The following is a 17,167-nucleotide window of genomic DNA, read 5'->3' as shown; positions in this document are numbered from 1 at the left end:
GGGCATCATCGGCAGGGAGCGGCTCACGCCGCCGTCCCGCCCCGGTTCCAGCCGCGGGCCGCGTCGCCGAAGCCGACCCAGCCGACATCGGTGACGGCGACGGTGTCCTCCAGCTTGATGTAGCCCCGGCTCGGGTGGAGCATGGTCGTCTCGATCGAGATCACCATGCCCGCCTCGAGCGGACGATCCTCGTCATAGCCCGGGTAGGGCACGAAGCCGGTGCCGGTCAGCCGCGGCGCCTCGTGGGAGACGATGCCCATGCCGTGAGCCGTGAAATGGGTGTAGGCCTTGTGCCGCGAGCGCTCCAGCAGGGCGAGGGCCGGCGTGAAGATGTCGCCGCCGCGCGCGCCGGCCCGGATCGGCTGGCGCGCCACCATCTGGAGGGCGTCGATCTCGCCGAGCAGGTCGGCCAGCTCGGCGTCCGGCTCGCCATGGATGGCCATCCGGCAGAGGTCGCCGATATAGCCGTGATAGTTGCCGCCGGAATCGATCGACAATATCTCGCCCTCGCCCCAGATCTGGTCGGACGGTGCCCGGTTGTGGCTGGCGCCGGCGGTGATCAGGCAGTAGTCGAAGGCGAGCCCGCGCGCGACCTCCTCGCGCTTCAGCGCTTCGACCAGCTGGCGCTTGGTGGCGCCCGGCCGATGGCCGGCGATCACGGCCTGCATGGATTCGACCACCTTCTCCGAGGCGAGGCGCAGCATCTCCAGCTCGCCGGCCGTCTTCACGGCCCGCAGCCGCTCCAGCGGGAAGATCGCCTCCCGGAAGGTGGCACCGGGCAGCTTCTCCTGCAGTCGTGCGAAGGCATCGGCCGGAAGGAAGCCCAGCTCGACGCCGATGCGCTTGTCGCCGAGCCCGAGAGCGGCCAGGTGATTGGCGGCGAGATCGGCTGCGTCGAGCGTGCCCCAGCACTTGGTCAGCACGGTCGGCGTCCAGAACTTGCCGAGGTCGCGCTCATAGGCCTCCATCGTGTTGGCGATGTAGGCGGCGTCGGCAGGACGGCCCTTGGCGTAGACCAGGACAGGCAGGTAGCGGCTGAGGCCGAGCGCATCCATGGCCTCGAAGAAGAAGAAGCGGTAGCCGCCCAAGAGATACTGGATGTTGTGCTTCGAGGTCAGGACCAGTGCATCGAGGCCCGCCTCGTCCATCAGGCTGTCCAGCCTGGCCGCGTCGAAGGGCAGGCCCGCCCCGCCGGCCTGCTCCGTGCCCGTGCCTGCGCGCTCCATGACGTTCTCCCCTCCATGTCCGGCTTCACGCCGGCTTTGTCGTCGGCGCCGCGCAGTGTGCACGGCGGGCGGCGGAACGGAAGGCCATTTCGGTCTCCCGCCCCATCCGCGCCTCACAGCCGGTAGAGCCGCCTTGCATTGCCGGCCAGCAGCGCCTCGCGCTCGGCTGCCGGATAGGGCGCCACGGCGTTCTGGTAGGCGCCGATCAGCGCACCATAGTCGCACCATAGCTTTTCGATCGGGAAATTGCTGCCGTAGACGCAGCGCTCCGGTCCGAAGGCTGCGACGGTCTCGCGCACGATGCGGGCGACGTGCGCCGGATCGTTGCGGCGGATGAAAGTGCCGAGGCCGGACAGCTTCACATGCATGTTGGGCTGCCCCGCGAGGCGCTTCAGCCCGTCGCGCCAGGCCGCCATGCCCGGCTCGCTCGGATCCTCCGGCATGCCGCAATGCATCAGCACGAAGGGCGTGTCGGGAAAGGCTGCGGCGAGCCGCGCGCCGTCGGCGAATTGCGAGGTGAAGATCTGCAGCTCGAACAGCAGGCCGTGCTCGGCGAGATGCGCGAAGCCGCGGCGCCAGCCCGGATCATTCATCAGATCCGGTCGCGCCGCGAAGCGGTAGAGCTCCTTCTCGTGCCAGTGCAATTGCTGGCGGATGCCACGCACGGAAGGGATCGCGGCCAGAGCCCGCAGTTCGGCGGCGACGGTCGGGCTGGCGAGATCGGCATAGGCGACCTGCGCCGTCGGCCATCCGGTACGCTCATGCTCGGCCTGCACCCAGCGCGCCTCGTCCAGACCTTGGGCCGGAGCCCAGTTCGCCTGGACATAGACGCTGCCGACGACACCGTGCGGCGCAACGTCGGCGCGGTATTCCTCGGCCGGATAGTCGCGGCGGATCGGCTCGTAGGGCCCGAAGATGCGCGGCAGCATCGGGCCGCCGAGCCAAGGCAGGTCCGCCTGGCGCCAGATGTGGTGGTGGGCGTCGATGATGCCGGTCATCTCAAGCTCCTATGGCAATTGCCGGACGGCTGCGCCGCGCGGACCCGCCTCCGCCGCCGCGAGCGCCGCCGGGAAACAGGTCCAGGCCTCGATGGAGGAGGCATCCGCCAGCCGGTCGATCATCGGCAGCACCGCCTGCATCGCCCGCGTCCGCGGTCGATAGCGCGGATCGGCCAGCATCGGGCTCGCCCAGATCAGGCGATGCGCCAGTCGGGACAGCCGGGCGGTGGCCCGGGCCATCGCCGCCGGATCGCCGCGCTCGAAGCCGTCGGAGACGATGACGGCGACCGCGCCGCGCACCAGCGCCGCATGCTGCGACCGCTCGAGGAAAGCCGCGAGGCTGTCGCCGATGCGGGTGCCGCCGTCCCAGTCGCGGAGGTCGGCGGCGAGACGCTCCATCGCGGGGTCGAGCCCGACGCGCCGCAGCCGGCCGGTCACCCGCGTCAGGCGCGTGCCGAAGCAGAACACCTCGGTCGCCGGCAGGACGCGCATCATCGCATGGGCCACGCGCAGAGCATCGAGCGACACCGACGTCATCGAGCCGGACACGTCGATCAGCATCAGCAGCCGGCGCGGCGTGTTCGGCCGGTCGCGGCGCACCGGCGGCTTGAATTCGCCGGCGAGGGCGCGGTCGCCGCGCAGGGTCCGGGCCAGGTCGATGGGGCCGCGGCGGGCGGGCTCGCGCCGGCGCGACTGTCGCCGGGGCATGGCGGCGCGGCTCGCCTCGGCCACCGCCCGGGCTCGCTCGCGCAGGGAGGACGGCGTCGCTTCGACGCGCTTGCCGCCGACGCCGTCGGCGTCCGCCGCCTCGCGTCCGCCGCCGTCGCCGGCATGAAGGCGGATCGCCGACTGTTCGGAGCCGCGCTGGTCGAGCCGCAGCTCGTCCTCGGCCGCCTCGTCCGCCGGCCGTTCGAAGTCCGGCGGCGTCAGGCCGTGCAGCCAGTCGCGGAAGGCGTGGTCGAAGCGGGGCAAGGCGTCCACCTGCTTCAGGAACACCGTGCGGGCGATCCAGTAGAGACCGGCCGGCGTGTCGAACCGCGATACCGCCAGCGCCTGCAGGAAATCGCGCGTCATCTCCGCCGTCACCGCGAGCCCGGCGCGGCGCAGCCGCAGCGGCAGGTCTTCGACCAGGCCGGCCGGACGCACCGTCATGGCCGGCCCGCGCGCCGATGCGAACGGGGCTGCTGCGCCGTCATACGCCGGCCTCTTGCAGGATGCGCGTCGCCTCCTGCAGCATCAGGTCGAAGTCGTCCTGGTCCTTCACCAGGAGCCCGAGCGAGCGCCGCAGGGCGTCCGGCCATGCCGCGCCGCCCGCGGCGAGCACGCCGGCCGCCCGCGACCAGTCGATGCTCTCGCTGACGCCCGGCTTCTTGACCAGCGGCATGCGGCGCATCCCGCTCACGGCTGCCACGAGGCTCTCGACGGCGCGCTCGGGCAGGGACGGATTGTGCAGTCGGATGATCGCCGCCTCGCGTTCGGGGGAGGGGTAGTCGATCCAGTGATAGAGGCAGCGCCGCTTCAGGGCGTCGTGCAGTTCGCGCGTGCGGTTCGAGGTCAGGATCGCCAGCGGCGGGGAGGCGGCCTTCAGCGTGCCGCGCTCGGGAATGGTGATCTGGCCTTCGCCCAGGAATTCCAGCAGGAAAGCCTCGAAGGCGTCGTCCGCGCGGTCGATCTCGTCGATCAGCAGGACGCAGCGTTCCCCCGCCCGCAGGGCGGCCAGCAGCGGCCGCTCGATCAGGTAATCGTCGCCGTAGAGCGCCTCCAGCGGTCCGGCCTGATGCGCGCGGATCGCCAGGAGCTGGCGGGCGTGGTTCCATTCGTAGATCGCCTGGGACGCGTCGATGCCCTCGTAGCATTGCAGGCGGATCAGCCGGCGGCCGAGCATGGCCGCCAGCGCATGGGCGATCGCCGTCTTGCCGACCCCGGGCGCGCCCTCGACCAGCAGCGGCTTGTCGAGGGCGAGGGCGAGATGCGCGGCTGTGGCGATGCCTTCGTCGGCGAGGTAGCCGGCCGCCGTCAGCCCGTCGGCGCAATCCGGCACCGAGGCGGGACGCGGCGCCGCCGTCCGAAGGAGGCCGGTGTCGTCGGGACCGGACATTCAGAACTGCGGGTGCTCGACGGTGAGGACGTGGAAGCGCGAGGCGCAGTTGGCCGCCGCATCGGCGCCGGCCGCCTTGCCCTCGGGGCTGGCCATGCCGGCGAGGCGGGCCTCGTCGCTGTCGTACCACATCTCGTTGACCGCGTCGGCGCCGGAACGGTCGGCGCCGGGGGCCAGGATGTTGACGGTGTAGCGGCGCAGGCCCGGGATGTTGCGGGCCAGCGGCGCGTGGTGGTTGAGCAGCCAGTCGGCGAAGGCCTCGGGCGAGGTGTCGTCCTTGCGCTTGAGCAGGGAGATGACTTTCAGCATGGGAAGGCTCCTGTCGTGAATTGGGGATGCGGGCGAGGCGTCACGCCGCCTGCCGCCTGGCTAGGATGGCCCGCAGCACCCGCTCCGGGGTGATCGGCATCTCGTCGACGCGCACGCCGCAGGCGTCGAAGATGGCGTTGGCGATGGCCGGGATCGGCGAATTGGCCGTCATCTCGCCGATGCCCTTGGCGCCGTAGGGACCGTTCCTGGCCGGCCGCTCGATGATGACGCTGGTCATGGCCGGCGTGTCGGCGGGGCCGGGCATCAGATAGTCCTGGAAGTCCACAGGCCCGCACTTGCGGTCGGGGTAATAGGGCTCCGTCGTCTCATAGAGCGCGTGGCTGACGCCCATCCAGGCCCCGCCGGTGATCTGCTGGTGCACCATGGCCGGATTGAGAGCCCGGCCGACCTCGTAGGCGTTGATCAGCGACACCACCCGCACCTCGCCGGTCTCGTCGTCGACCTCGACGTCGGCGATGGTGCAGGCATGGGCCTGGCAGGAGTCCGGATCCATCTTGCCGGTCTCCGGATCGGGGTAGCTGCGCTCCTTCATCCACATGCCGCGTCCGGAAATGGTGCGGCCGTGCTTGAAGTGCGCCGCCAGGGCGAGGTCCACCAGGTTGATCGCCTTCTGCGGCGCCCCCTTCACGTGGATGCCGCCCTTGTGGTCGGCGTCGAGATCCTCGGCGTCGACCTCCAGCTCCAGCGCCGCCACCTCCATCATCACCTGCCGGGCCTCGCGGGCCGCCGCGATCACGGCATTGCCGATGCGATGGGTGCCGCGGCTGGCGAAGGTGCCCATGCAATGCGGTCCGGTGTCGGTGTCGGCGGTGTCGACCATCACCGCCTCGTAGGGCACGCCCAGCGTCTCGGCGGCGATCTGCCCGATGACGCTCTTCAGCCCCTGGCCGAGATCGACGCTGGACAGCGTGATGACGAAGGAGCCGGTGGTGGTCGCATGGATCAGCGCCTGCGACGGGTCGCCGCCGAGATTCATGCCGGTGGGATAGTTGACCGCGGCGAAGCCGCGTCCCTTGCGGATCGCCATCACAGCCCCTCCCGGTTGAGCGAGGACATGGCGAGGAAGCGCTCGCCCAGCGTCACGCCCGCCGCCCTGGCGGCCGCCTGCATCACCTCGACCAGCGCCGCGCCCTCCACGGTCTTCCGGTGGGCCTTCATGTCGCCGTCGCGATAGGCGTTGAGCATGCGCAGCTCCAGGGGATGCATGCCGAGCCGCCGGGCGATCTTGTCCATCTGGCTCTCCAGCGCGAAGTCGCCGATGGTGACGCCGAAGCCGCGCATGGCCGAGGACGGCGTCCGGTTGGTGTAGACACAATGGGCGTCGACCCAGACGTTCGGGATCGAATAAGGCCCGGGCATGTGCGCCGCCGCCTTGGTGGTGCCGTAGGGGCTGTGACGCGAATAGGCGCCGGCGTCGACATAAAGCGTGACCTTGCGGGCGATGATGCGCCCGTCGGCGGCGACGCCGTCCTTGATGACGATGCGTTCGGCTGCGCGGGGCGAGGAGACCTGCATCTCCTCCTCGCGGGTATAGGCATATTTGACCGGCCGCCCGGTGAGCCTCGCCCCGATCGCCGCGATCGGCTCGACGATGACGTCGACCTTGCCGCCGAAGCCGCCGCCCACCGTGCCGCCGATGACGCGCAGCTTGTTGAACGGCACGTCGAGGATCAGCGCGGCATTGTCGAGCGTGAAGTAGCAGGCCTGGGTGTCGGAATGGATGGTCAGGCGGCCATTGCCCTCCGGCACCACGATGCAGCCGGTGGTCTCGGTCGGCGCGTGCTCGATCGGCGCCGAGCCGTAGCGCTCCTCCAGGATGAAGTCGGCGCGGGCGAAGGCCGCCTCCACGTCGCCGAAGCGGATGCGCCGGCAGTGATGGTCCTCGTAGACGAAGTGGTTGGCGCCATGCGGCTTGATGACCGGCGCGCCCGGCCGCAAGGCCTCCTCCACATCGAACACGGCCGGCAGCTGCCGGTAGGAGACCTTGACTCTGGCGGCTCCCTCGGCCGCGGCCTGCGGGCTGTCGGCCAGCACGGCCGCGATCTGCTCGCCTTTGTAGAGCACGCGGTCTTCCGCCAGCACCGGCTCGTCGTTCGGGCCGACGCCGATCAGCCGCAGGATCGTGTACCAGTTGGCCGGCACGTCCTTGTGGGTGAGCACGCGCACCACGCCCGGGACCTTGAGCGCCGGCGACGCGTCGATGCCGGTGATCTCGGCATGATGATGCGGGCTGCGCACCATCTTGAGGTGCAGCATGCCGGGGAAACGCCGGTCTTCGTAATAGGCGGTCTTGCCCTGCACATGGGCGCGGCTGTCGACGCGCTGCAGGGAGGTGCCGACCACGGCGACGTCGTCGTCGCGCTCGGCCCGGAAGAAACTCTTGTCGATATGTTCCATGCTGCCCTCACGCTGCCTTGGCGGGAAGGGCGCGCAGGCGCGCGGCGGCGTCGAGCACGGCGTCGACGATCGCCTCGTAGCCGGTACAGCGGCAGACATTGCCGCTGATGGCTTCCATCACCTCCTCGCGCGAGGGCGCGGCGGTCCGGTCCAGGAGGCCCTTCGCCGCCATGATCATCCCGGAGCTGCAGAAGCCGCACTGGGTGGCGAAGCCCTCGTAGAAGGCGGCCTGGATCGGATGGAGACGGTCGCCGTCGGCGAGCCCTTCGATGGTGGTGATCGCAGCGCCGTCGACCAGCTCCGCCGCCGTGCAGCAGGCCAGCACCGGAACGCCGTCGACATGCACGGTGCAGGCGCCGCAATTGCCGCCCTCGCAGCCGGCCTTGGCGCCGTAGAGCTCCAGCGTGTCGCGCAGGGCGCGCAGCAGCGTCGTGCCTGGCCGCACCAGGCATTCCTCGAGCCGGCCGTTGACGGTGAAGGAAATGGGCTGGGACTTCATGCCTCGCTCCCGTTCGAAGAGGGACCGAGCAGGGCGCGGCGCATATGCACCGGCAGCACCTGCCGCCTGTACCAGGCGCTGGCATAGGCATCGTCGGCGGGGGCGATGTCGGCACGCGCCGCCTCGCCGGCGGCCAGTGCCGTCTCGGCGCCGAGGACCTGGCCGGCGAGCGCTGCTTCGGCGGCCTGCGAGCGTAGCGGCGTCGCGCCGACGCCGCCGAGGGCGATGCGGGCGTGCCTCACTTTGTCGCCGTCCATGTCGAGCAGGGCGGCGATGGTGACGATGGCCGCGGAATTGTGGGCACGCCGCATTGCCTTGTGGAAGCGGAAGGCGCCCGGCGCCGGCAGGGCGAAGCGCAATTGCGTGACGATCTCGCCGCCATGCCGGGAGCCGAACCAGGTCTCGAGCTTTTGGCTGCGGCGCCCGGCCTCGCCTTCGAGGGCGACGCCGGCGTCGAGCGCCAGCAGCGCCACGGCAAGGTCGCCGTAGGGGGAAGGGGCGAACAGGTTGCCGCCCACGGTGGCCGAGTTGCGCAGGGTGGGGTGACCGATGGCCGCGATCGTCGGATGCAGTGCCGCCAGCGCGGATTCGCGGGCGATCGCCGCCAGCCGCACCATGGCGCCCAGCGTCGCGGTGCCATTGCCGATCCGGATGGCGGCGAGTCCCGATCTGTCGAGACTGACGAGTGTCTTCAGATTGCTTGTGCCGGCATTGACCGCCGGCAGGATCAGCGTCCCTCCCGCGAGGATCGCGCTTTGCCGGCCTTTCAGTGCCGGCAGCGCAAGCCTGGCGGACTGCGGACGCGCCACAGCCTCCAGCATCGGTTCCCTCCAAACGAGTCCTGTTGGACTTCTTTCTGATTACCGATTATCGATAATTTGCCGGATGTGTCAATCGTGCATTTTGGAGCCGGTTTCGACCGGACAAATGTGGAGAAGGGGCCCTGCCGGCAGGGAACGGGTTGTGGAAACGCCGCGTGTTTGGCCATAAGCCATTCATATCCAACTTGAATCGGAAGGCGCCAGGAACGATCATGCAGCCAGGCGAAGAGACGTGGGCCCGATGAGTGTCGTCCGTGTCACGTTCCGCGAGCAGATCAAGGATGCCCTGCTGCGTCGCATCGTCGATGGTACCTATCCGCCGGGAACCCGGCTGATCGAGCTGAAGCTCGCGCGCGAATTCGGCGTGTCGCAGGCTCCCGTGCGCGAGGCGATCCGCGAGATCGAGGCGATCGGGCTGGTCACCTCCCAGCCGCACAAGGGGGCGGTGGTCGGTGATTTCGGCGCGCGGGTCAGCGAGGCCTACGCCGTGCGCGGCGCGCTGGAGGAGGCGGCGACACGCCTGGCCGTCGGCCGCATCGAGGATGTCGCCGCGTTGCAGGCCGAGGTCGACGCCATGGCCGACGCCGCGACCCGGCGCGATATCGAGGCGCTGAAGCAGCACAGCGTCGCCTTCCATCGGCTGATCGTCGAGGCCTGCGGCAACCAGCTGCTCGCCTCGATGTGGAACTCGCTGCAGATCGAGACCCGCACGGCCCTGGCGCTGCTGCATCCCGATCTCGACCTGATGGATGCGGCGTTGTCGCACCAGCCGATCGTCGACGCCATTCGCAGCGGCGACCGCGAGCGCGCTGCCGTCGTGGCGCGCGAGCATCAGGTGCATTTCGAGGAGGTGACCGCCAAGGTCGCCGTGCTGCAGCCGTGGAAGGCGGCCGAAGGCTGAGGCACAGGACCGTCTCCCGTGGCTGGGACGACGAGAGGGTTTGATCCGCGGGCCGGCGATCGAAGGGCCGTGGAGCGATCCGGCGAGGCCTTGCGCCTGTCGCTGCCGCCGAGGACAGGGGCGCCGCAACCGTGGCGGGCGTGGCCGGAATGGTCGAAATCACCGTTGCCGGCCGGGTGGGAGCCGGTGTAAGGCAGGGCACCTCTTGGACGCCGGGACCGATGGACGTGGGCCTCTCTTGTGTCGACAGGGCCCGCCGCTCCCGCATGCGCCGCACCGGGCGTTTCGGCTGCCGGGTCTTCGTTTCCCGTTCTCCGAGGCCTGCATGACCGCGAAGACGCGGGGCTATGGCTTTGCCCTCCTCGCCATCACCATCTTCTCCCTGCAGGACGGCGTCTCCAAGCATCTGGGCGGTGCCTATCCGCCGGTGTTCATCGCCATGATCCGCTACTGGGCCTTCGGCGCCTTCACGCTCCTGATGGCCCTGAAGATGCGCGGCGGCATCGCCGCCGCGGCGCGGAGCAGGCGGCCCCTGCTGCAGATGGTCCGAGGGATCCTTCTCTCCGTCCAGGTGGTGGTGGCGATCACCTGCTTCGCCGTCATCGGCCTGGCGCGGTCGCAGGCGATCTTCTCCGCCACGCCGATCCTGGTGGCGCTGCTGTCGATCCCGCTGCTCGGCGAACGGGTGGGCTGGCGCCGCTGGACCGCGATCGGCGCCGGCCTGCTCGGCGTCCTGCTGATCCTCAAGCCCGAAGGCGGCTTCTTCGACCTCAGGCTGCTGATCGCGGTCGGGGGATCGCTGATGTTCGCCCTCTATGTCATCGCGACGCGCTTCGTCAGCCGCGACGATTCCTCCGTGACCAGCTTCTTCTACACCGGGATCGGCGGCGCGCTGGCTTTGTCCCTGATCGGCCCGTTCTACTGGACATCGATGTCCGTGCCGGATTGGGGCTGGATGGCGCTCATCTGCATGACGAGCATCGCCAGCCATTTCTTCCTCATCCGCGCCTATGATCTCCTCGATGCCTCGGCCGTGCAGCCGCTGACCTATCTCAGCCTCGTCTACGCCTCGCTGATCGGCGTCACGGTGTTCGGCGAGACGCTGACCTGGAACATGCTCGTCGGCGCGGCGATCGTCATTGCCGCCGGCATCTTCACCGTCTGGCGCGAGCACGTGGTCGCCGGCCGCGGCACCCGCATGCGGCAGACGTGACGCCGCGGCCCGGCGGGATTCGGTTCAGGCCTTGGCGACTTTCTCCGCCATGTCCTCGCTGAGGAGCGTGCCGATCGCGACGCGCAGCGCCGGGTTGCGCTGCAGCAGGCGTGAGAGGCTGTCGGTCGACCATTCGACATAGCGCGCGCCCGGCTCGATCGTGGCGGTCGCCGAGGCCGGCGTGCCGCGCAGGAAGGCGACCTCGCCGATGAAGGTGCCGGGGGGGATCGGCTGCGACTTGCCCGCCTTCGTGATCCGGACGTCGCCTTCGAGGACGTAGTAGAGGGCCTTGAGCGGTGCGCCCTCCCGGGTGAGGATGTGCGGTGTTTCGGCGGTCTTCCAGGTGGCGATCGCGGTCAGCCGGCGAAAGTCGCCGGGCGAGAGCGTGCTGCCGAGCGAGGCGTGCAGGCGCTGTTCGTCGGGCGTGCTGCGGAACTGCGTCTTGTCGAGCACGATCCGTCCCATCATCCAGCCGTTGATGCCGATGGTCACCGTGCTCCAGAAGATCGGAGCCCACATCGGCACGTCCGGCACCACCATGTAGTAGACGATGTAGAGGGCGGTGCTGACGAGGAGCAGGCCGCGCAGCAGCAACTGGCTGCGGAACAGCATGGCGGTGACGCCGATCAGCGCGGCGACATGGACGAGGCCGTGCTGCAGGAAATCGGCAAACATGGTGGAGGTCCGACGAAGGGCGGCGGGGCCGCGTGGGCGGCTCCGGCCTGGAAACGGGGCGGGTGATGCGCGGTGTCTAGAAAACGGTTGCCGCCGGCGATGTGCGGTTTCGCACGCGATGTCGCCGGCGCTCCCGATGCAGCGCCCCCCCGGGGAGGCGGGCGCCAAGGAAACGCCCGCGGCAGGGGCTCCTGCCGCGGGCGCTCGGAATGGACGGGGTTGCCCGGCCGGCGGCTCAGGCCGCGTCGGCGGCGCGCGGCACGGTGGTCTGAATCACCTCGAAGCCCTCGAACACCGGATGGCCGAGAGTGAGCGAGGGGCCCTTGCCGGCGTCGCGATGGGCGGCGCGGAAGGCTTCGGACTTGGTCCAGGCTTCGAAATCGGCCTTGCTGCGCCAGATCACGTGCGAGGAATAGAGCGTATGGTCCTCCCGCTCCGGCCCGCGCAGCAGGTGGAACTCGACGAAGCCGGGAACGATGTCGATATGCACCTCGCGCTGGCGCCAGACGGTCTCGAACTCGGCCTCGCAGCCCTTTTTCACGCTGAAGCGGTTCATGGCAATGAACATGGGATCGTACTCTCCTTGCAGGTGGGGGTCAGATCAGTTGATAGCGAACGGGAACGATGGCGGAAAATTTTCCGCCGGGCGGCGGCGGTAGCGACAGGCTCTGCACCGCCGAGATGGTGGCCCGGTCCGCGACCGGGTTGCCGGAGCCGGCGATGATGGTCGCGGACGCGCGTCCGCTGCTGCCGACCTGGACCAGGACCCGGACCACCACGGTACCACGGCGGCCGCCTCGCATGGCACTGGGCATTCGCGCCCGGCGCGACACCTCGGCCTTGACCAAGGCAGCGTAGTCCTGCCGTGTCGCGCCGGACGAGCGGGCATCGGCGCTGGTGCCGATGTCGGAAGGCGCGCCGCCGACGATCTTGACCGCCCTGCGGGCGTTCCGCGCCGGCGTGGGCCGGGCGGTCGCGGGCGTCAGCCTGGGCTCGGGCGGCTCGGGGCGTGGCTTGGCCACCGGCTTGGGTCTCGGCTTGGGCTTTGGCGGGAGCTTGGAGGGCGGCGGCTCGACGGGCTCGGGTGCCGGGGGGGCGGTCACCGCCGCGACGCTCGTCGCCGCCTGCTCGGCCGTTGTCGTGACGATCTGCTCGTCCGGCACGGGGATCGGATCAGGCGCCTTCACGTCCGGAGCTTCTTCCGGCAGCAATTCCAACGCCTGCGTCGCATCGGCCATCTGCACGGCATCGGATGGCGGCACGGCCTCGGGCTCGCTCGGCGGCACGGCCTGAGCGGTTTCCACGAGCGGCGTCTCGGCCTGCGTCTCCACCGGCGCGGCCTCCGCCGTCTGGGACGGCGTCTCCGCGGTCACAGCCTCGCTGGTCTCGACCGGCTCGACTTCGCTGGTCTCGCTGCTGGTCAGCGCCTCCTCGGCCTCGATGGTGTTCTCCGCGCTTTCGACCGATTCCTCGATCTCGACCGGCATCGGCATCGGCTCCGGCGCCAGCGAGGCCTGGATCGGGCGATCCTCACGCGTCTCGATCCCCGGCGGCGCTGCCGACAGCTTCAACGCCACCAGGCCGTGCGCCAGCGTCGACCCGACGATGGCGGCCAGGGTGGCGTTGCGCAGCCTCCAGGGCATCACCGAGCCGGCTCCGCGATGGCAGGCGGCGATGCCGGCCGGGCGGGGGCCGCGGCCGGCGCCGTCGTTGCGGCGTTGGCCGGAGCGGCCTGGCCCGGCTGCCCGATGAAGGCGATGCGCACCGTGCCGGCCTGGCTCAGTGCCGCCATCGTGTCGAGCACGTGCTGGTAGGGGACCGAGGCGTCCGCTCGGATATGCGCGGTGAGGTCGGGATGCTGGGCGATGCGGGCCCGAACGGCGTCGGGCAGCGCCTCGGGGGCGATCGGCGCGTCGCCGAGATAGACCGTGCCGTCGGCCCGGACGCTGACGATCAGCGGTTCCTGGCGGTGCTCGATCGGCGGCAGCCCCTGCGCCTTCGGCAGGTCGACCTTGACGCCGGCCGCCAGCATCGGCGCCGTGACCATGAACACGATCAGCAGCACCAGCATCACGTCGACGAAGGGCGTGACGTTGATTTCGGCAACGGGCCTGTGGCCGCCGCCGCTCTCGTCGAGGGAAAGCAGCGGCCCGCTCATTCGGCCGCCGCCCTGAACTGCGCCGGCAAGCCTCGGGTGGCGGCGATGGCCTGGGCCTCGTCGCGGATCAAGGCGTCGAAGATGCGGGCGAGACCGCTCATGCCGGTGCCGAGCCGGTTGTAGAAGATCACGGCGGGAATCGAGGCGACGAGGCCGAGTGCCGTGGTGAACAACGCCTCGGCGATGCCCGGCGCTACGGTGGCGAGGCTGGTGTCGTTGGCGCCGGCGATGGCGGAGAAACTGTTCATCACGCCCCAGACCGTGCCGAACAGGCCGATGAAGGGCGTCACCGACGCGATCGTCGCCAGCACCGACAGGCCGGCATCGGCGTTCCCGATCAGGTCGTTGCCGGCTTCGCGCATCGCGCGTTCGATGCGGCCGCGATATTCGCCGCCGGTCTCGTGCGGGATCGTCAGGCGCGCCGTCTCCCGTGCCCGGGCGACGAGGCTGTCGACGAAGGCGGGATGGGACGCCAGGCCCCGGCTGGCGGCGGCCCGCAGCGCCCGGCGCAGCCTCACCTGGCGCCGGGCCGTCTCGAAGGCCAGCGCCCAGCACAGGATCGAGGCCAGCACCAGGGTCGCCATCACGCCCTTGACGACCGGATCGGCCCCGAGCAGCAGGGCCATCGGCGAGAGGTGGGAAGTGGTTACGGGGTCCATGGGGGTCTCACTTGAAGAAGCGCGGACCGGCGCGCGATGTCAGGACAGTCGCCTCGAGGCAGGAGGCCGGCGTACCGTCTCCGGCGAAGCGGCAGGCCGGCACGTCGTTGAGCAGGATGCTGCCGATGGCCTCGCAGCCCAGGGTCGGGATGTCGAACATCTTGACGATGGTCTTGGCAGCGGCCACCGGACCGAGGTCGACGGCGAGGCGCCGAGCCACGACGCCGTCGGCGCCGAAGACCACGAGGTCGGCCTTCAGCGCCTCGGCGGCGGCGGGCCGGCTGTTGGCCACCACCATGGTGACGCGGCAGGCGCCATCCTTCGGCTCGAGCTTGTTGAGATCCAGCGAAAGGGTGTCGGCGGCCGAGGCCGGCGCCGCCAGAGCGAGGAACGGCGGGAGGGTCAGCGCGGCGAGGCGGGCTCGGCGGTCGCGGAGGGGAGCGGGCATCAGGCAGCCTCGGTCTGCGGCAGGGGGTGAACGATGGCGCGCGTGCCGGCGCTGGCCGTGCCGACCGCCACATGGAAGACGCGGGCGATCAGGCCCGGCGTGAGGGTTTCTGCGACCGGGCCGTGCGCGACCTTGCGTCCGCGCTCCAGCACCAGCACGTCATCGGCATAGATCGAGGCGAGGGCGAGGTCGTGCAGGGTGACGATCACCGTGCCGCCGCCGGCGGCGACGGCCCGCGCCTGCGACAGGATCCGGTGCTGGTGTTCGGGATCGAGGCTCGCCGTCGGCTCGTCGAGCAGCAGAAGGTGCGGCATCCCTGCCTGCATGCGGTCATGGAGCTGGGCGAAGGCCTTCGCGAAGGCGGCGCGCTGGCGCTCGCCGCCCGACAGGGTCGGCACGCTGCGCCGGGCGAGAGCGCCGATGCCGGCGGCGGCGAGGCCTGCGGCGATGGCATCGGCGTCGGCAAGAGCGCGCGGCGTGCCGGCATGGGCGATGCGCCCGAGCGCCACCACGTCGCGCACGCCATAGCCGAAGGGACAGTCGAAGTGCTGCGCCATCAGCGCCCGACGTTCGGCCAGGGCCTGCGGGGAGGCGGCGAGGCAGGAGAGGCCGTCGAGCATCACCGTGCCGCGGGCACCCGACGCCATGCCGGCGATTGCAGCAAGCAGCGTGGTCTTGCCGGCGCCGTTCGGGCCGAGCACCGCCAGCACCCGGCCGCCCGGCGCCGTGAGGTCGATGCCGTCGACGAGGCGGCGGCCGCCGCGCTCGACCGTCAGTCCGGTGACCAGGAGGCTCATGCGCGCGTGCTCCTCGATTGCAGCAGGGTGAGGAAGAACGGCGCCCCGATCAGGCTTGTGACGATGCCGATCGGCAGTTCCGCCGGCGCGACGGTGACGCGAGCCACCATGTCGGCCAGGATTACCAGGATGGCGCCGAGCGCGGCCGAGGCCGGCAGCACGAAGGGATGCCGGTGGCCGCCGGCGAAACGCACGATATGCGGCGCGAGCAGGCCGACGAAGCCGATCATGCCGGTAAAGGCGACGGAGGCGCCGGTGCAGAACGCCCCGGCCGTGACCACGACGCGCTTCAGCCGGCGCGTGTCGACGCCGGCGGCGAAGGCGTCGCCCTCGCCGAGCGTGAAGGCGTCGAGCGCCCGGCCGCGGCGGCAGAGCACCAGCCCGGCGATCAGCACCACCGGCCCGGCCGCCAGCGCGTTGACCCAGCCGATGCCGCTGAGGCTGCCCATCATCCAGAACTGGATCGAGCGCAGTTGGGTGTCGTCGGACAGGTAGATCAGGACGCCGACCAGCGAGGCGACGAAGGCGTTGACGCCGATGCCGGCGAGCAGCAGCCGGCCGATCGAGACCTGGCCGTCCTCGTCCCGCGCCAGGCGATAGACCAGCACGGTCGTCACGGCGCAGCCCAGCGAGGCGGCGATGGGCAGCGTATAGACGCCGAACAGGCCGAGCAGGCCGGTGGTGCTCTGCCAGAGCACGATCACCGCCACCGCGGCCAGCATGGCGCCGGAGGCCGGGCCGGTGAGGCCAGGATCGGCCAGCGGATTGCGGAACATCGCCTGCAGGCTGGCGCCGGCCAGCGCCAGCCCTGCGCCGATCAGGCCCGCCATCGCCACGCGCGGCAGACGGATGGTGAGGAGCAGCGAGCCGAGCGCGTCGGGCTCCCCCTGGAGAACCGAGAGCCAGGAGGCGAGCGGGATGCGGACGCTGCCGATGCCGGCGCCGGCGGCGACCGCGAGCGGCAGGGCGAGCAGCAGCGCCGCCAGCACAAGCCTCTCGCGGGCCGCCGGATCGAGCCGATCGGCTACGCCGGCCATGGGGCCGAGCGCGCCGGTGTCGCCGGCCGCGTTCATGGCGTGAAGCGCTCGGGGTGGACGCGCCGGGCGAGGCGCTCGATCTCGTCGGCCGAAGAGGGACCGAAGCTGAACAGCGTGGTCAGGTCGAGCATGACGAGCCGCTCCGGCTTGCCGGCGAAGGCCTGCTCCAGGCCGCCGGCGCGCAGGAACGCTTCGGCGCCGCCGGCCTTGGCGACCGCCTCCTCGCCGGTGACGACGAAGTCCGGCGGCGAGGCGGCCAGCACCTCGCGGGAGACCGGCTTGAACCCGGGGAAGTCGAGCGGGTTGACGCCGCCGGCCAGGGCGAAGGCGGCATTGACCAGATTGAGCTTGCCGGCGGCCAGGAACACGCCGCCGTCGGACGAGCGTACGAAGACGATGCGCGGCCGGTCGGCAATCCCCTCCAACCTACTGGCCAGCGCCTGCATCTTCCGCGACACGGCCTCGGCCAGCTTGTCCGCCTCGGCCTCGCGGTGGACGATGGCGCCGATGCGGCGCACCTTGGCGGCAATGCCTTCTCCGTCCGGGCTGCCCTCGATCATCTCGATCTTGAGCCCTGTGCCGCGCAGCTGCTCGACGGCCGGCGGCGGCCCGAGATCGCGGTTGGAGATCAGGAGGTCGGGCCGCAGTGACAGAATGCCCTCGACCGAGACCTGGCGGAGATAGCCGATCGAGGGCAGGCTCCTGACCGCGGCCGGCGTCTGCGACGTGGAATCGACGCCCTTGACCACCTCGATCCCGGCCAGCGCCACCACCGTCTCGGTGACGTCCGAGCCGGCGCAGACGATGCGTGTCGGCGCGGCCGCGAGGGCCGGGCGGCCGGCAAGCAGCAGGGCGGCAGCTCCGGCGAGGAGGCTGCGGCGGGAGGGGGCGAGGCCGGCTTGCGACATCA

At 70.8% G+C, this 17,167-nt stretch carries 20 protein-coding genes; 2 read left to right on the top strand and 18 right to left on the bottom strand.

Annotated features, from left to right (window positions below):
• Positions 1 to 23: 23 nt before the first annotated feature.
• The 9 genes from AC27L4_RS28730 to AC27L4_RS28690 form a co-directional block, all read right to left on the bottom strand.
• Positions 24 to 1,226 carry a M24 family metallopeptidase gene (locus tag AC27L4_RS28730; protein WP_487146041.1) on the bottom strand — a complete coding sequence of 401 codons (1,203 nt, stop codon included), beginning with the start codon at positions 1,224 to 1,226 and terminating at the stop codon, positions 24 to 26.
• A 113-nt stretch (positions 1,227 to 1,339) separates the two neighbouring features.
• Positions 1,340 to 2,224, bottom strand: a complete 885-nt coding sequence (locus AC27L4_RS28725; protein ID WP_487146040.1) for an amidohydrolase family protein — start codon at positions 2,222 to 2,224, stop codon at positions 1,340 to 1,342.
• A 9-nt stretch (positions 2,225 to 2,233) separates the two neighbouring features.
• Entirely contained in the window at positions 2,234 to 3,376 is a 1,143-nt protein-coding gene (locus AC27L4_RS28720) for a vWA domain-containing protein (RefSeq protein ID WP_487146039.1), read from the bottom strand.
• Positions 3,377 to 3,416: 40 nt separating this feature from the next.
• Entirely contained in the window at positions 3,417 to 4,322 is a 906-nt protein-coding gene (locus tag AC27L4_RS28715) for an AAA family ATPase (protein ID WP_487146038.1), read from the bottom strand.
• Complete coding sequence (locus AC27L4_RS28710; RefSeq protein WP_487146037.1) at positions 4,323 to 4,631, bottom strand: EthD family reductase; 309 nt, start codon at positions 4,629 to 4,631, stop codon at positions 4,323 to 4,325.
• A gap of 40 nt (positions 4,632 to 4,671) precedes the next feature.
• Positions 4,672 to 5,679 carry a xanthine dehydrogenase family protein molybdopterin-binding subunit gene (locus AC27L4_RS28705; RefSeq protein WP_487146036.1) on the bottom strand — a complete coding sequence of 336 codons (1,008 nt, stop codon included), beginning with the start codon at positions 5,677 to 5,679 and terminating at the stop codon, positions 4,672 to 4,674.
• The gene (locus tag AC27L4_RS28700) at positions 5,679 to 7,049 is read right to left on the bottom strand and encodes a xanthine dehydrogenase family protein molybdopterin-binding subunit (protein WP_487146035.1); all 1,371 of its coding nucleotides are present in this window, start codon (positions 7,047 to 7,049) and stop codon (positions 5,679 to 5,681) included. Before AC27L4_RS28700 ends, AC27L4_RS28705 begins: the two co-directional genes overlap by 1 nt.
• Before the next feature lie 7 nt (positions 7,050 to 7,056).
• Entirely contained in the window at positions 7,057 to 7,548 is a 492-nt protein-coding gene (locus AC27L4_RS28695) for a (2Fe-2S)-binding protein (protein ID WP_487146034.1), read from the bottom strand.
• Positions 7,545 to 8,369, bottom strand: a complete 825-nt coding sequence (locus tag AC27L4_RS28690) for an FAD binding domain-containing protein (protein WP_487146033.1) — start codon at positions 8,367 to 8,369, stop codon at positions 7,545 to 7,547. Before AC27L4_RS28690 ends, AC27L4_RS28695 begins: the two co-directional genes overlap by 4 nt.
• Before the next feature lie 241 nt (positions 8,370 to 8,610).
• On the opposite strand from AC27L4_RS28690, the gene AC27L4_RS28685 reads away from it, so the two are divergent.
• Together AC27L4_RS28685 and AC27L4_RS28680 are read left to right on the top strand one after the other, a co-directional pair.
• Positions 8,611 to 9,270, top strand: coding sequence for a GntR family transcriptional regulator (locus tag AC27L4_RS28685; RefSeq protein WP_487146032.1), 660 nt, complete (start codon positions 8,611 to 8,613; stop codon positions 9,268 to 9,270).
• Positions 9,271 to 9,595: 325 nt separating this feature from the next.
• The gene (locus tag AC27L4_RS28680; protein ID WP_487146031.1) at positions 9,596 to 10,483 is read left to right on the top strand and encodes a DMT family transporter; all 888 of its coding nucleotides are present in this window, start codon (positions 9,596 to 9,598) and stop codon (positions 10,481 to 10,483) included.
• Positions 10,484 to 10,507: 24 nt separating this feature from the next.
• Here AC27L4_RS28680 and AC27L4_RS28675 read toward each other — a convergent pair whose 3' ends face one another.
• The 9 genes from AC27L4_RS28675 to AC27L4_RS28635 all read right to left on the bottom strand — a co-directional run bounded on the left by AC27L4_RS28675 (position 10,508) and on the right by AC27L4_RS28635 (position 17,165).
• Positions 10,508 to 11,158, bottom strand: a complete 651-nt coding sequence (locus tag AC27L4_RS28675) for a Crp/Fnr family transcriptional regulator (RefSeq protein ID WP_487146030.1) — start codon at positions 11,156 to 11,158, stop codon at positions 10,508 to 10,510.
• A 235-nt stretch (positions 11,159 to 11,393) separates the two neighbouring features.
• On the bottom strand, positions 11,394 to 11,726 hold the full coding sequence (gene hmuQ / locus AC27L4_RS28670; protein ID WP_487146029.1) for a heme-degrading protein HmuQ: 333 nt from the start codon (positions 11,724 to 11,726) through the stop codon (positions 11,394 to 11,396).
• 28 nt (positions 11,727 to 11,754) lie between these two features.
• The gene (locus AC27L4_RS28665; RefSeq protein ID WP_487146028.1) at positions 11,755 to 12,801 is read right to left on the bottom strand and encodes a TonB family protein; all 1,047 of its coding nucleotides are present in this window, start codon (positions 12,799 to 12,801) and stop codon (positions 11,755 to 11,757) included.
• Entirely contained in the window at positions 12,801 to 13,316 is a 516-nt protein-coding gene (locus AC27L4_RS28660; protein WP_487146027.1) for an ExbD/TolR family protein, read from the bottom strand. Before AC27L4_RS28660 ends, AC27L4_RS28665 begins: the two co-directional genes overlap by 1 nt.
• Positions 13,313 to 13,975, bottom strand: a complete 663-nt coding sequence (locus tag AC27L4_RS28655) for a MotA/TolQ/ExbB proton channel family protein (RefSeq protein WP_487146026.1) — start codon at positions 13,973 to 13,975, stop codon at positions 13,313 to 13,315. Before AC27L4_RS28655 ends, AC27L4_RS28660 begins: the two co-directional genes overlap by 4 nt.
• Before the next feature lie 7 nt (positions 13,976 to 13,982).
• Complete coding sequence (locus tag AC27L4_RS28650) at positions 13,983 to 14,423, bottom strand: hypothetical protein (RefSeq protein ID WP_487146025.1); 441 nt, start codon at positions 14,421 to 14,423, stop codon at positions 13,983 to 13,985.
• Positions 14,423 to 15,220, bottom strand: a complete 798-nt coding sequence (locus AC27L4_RS28645; protein WP_487146024.1) for an ATP-binding cassette domain-containing protein — start codon at positions 15,218 to 15,220, stop codon at positions 14,423 to 14,425. The genes AC27L4_RS28650 and AC27L4_RS28645 overlap by 1 nt, the downstream gene beginning before the upstream one ends.
• Entirely contained in the window at positions 15,217 to 16,293 is a 1,077-nt protein-coding gene (locus tag AC27L4_RS28640) for a FecCD family ABC transporter permease (RefSeq protein WP_487146023.1), read from the bottom strand. Before AC27L4_RS28640 ends, AC27L4_RS28645 begins: the two co-directional genes overlap by 4 nt.
• Entirely contained in the window at positions 16,290 to 17,165 is an 876-nt protein-coding gene (locus AC27L4_RS28635; RefSeq protein WP_487146022.1) for a heme/hemin ABC transporter substrate-binding protein, read from the bottom strand. Before AC27L4_RS28635 ends, AC27L4_RS28640 begins: the two co-directional genes overlap by 4 nt.
• Positions 17,166 to 17,167 lie beyond the last annotated feature (2 nt).

The organism is Labrys sp. Lb11, assembly GCF_057554225.1.
Note: the sequence above shows the minus strand (reverse complement) of the source record. Positions and strands in the feature narration are given on the sequence as shown.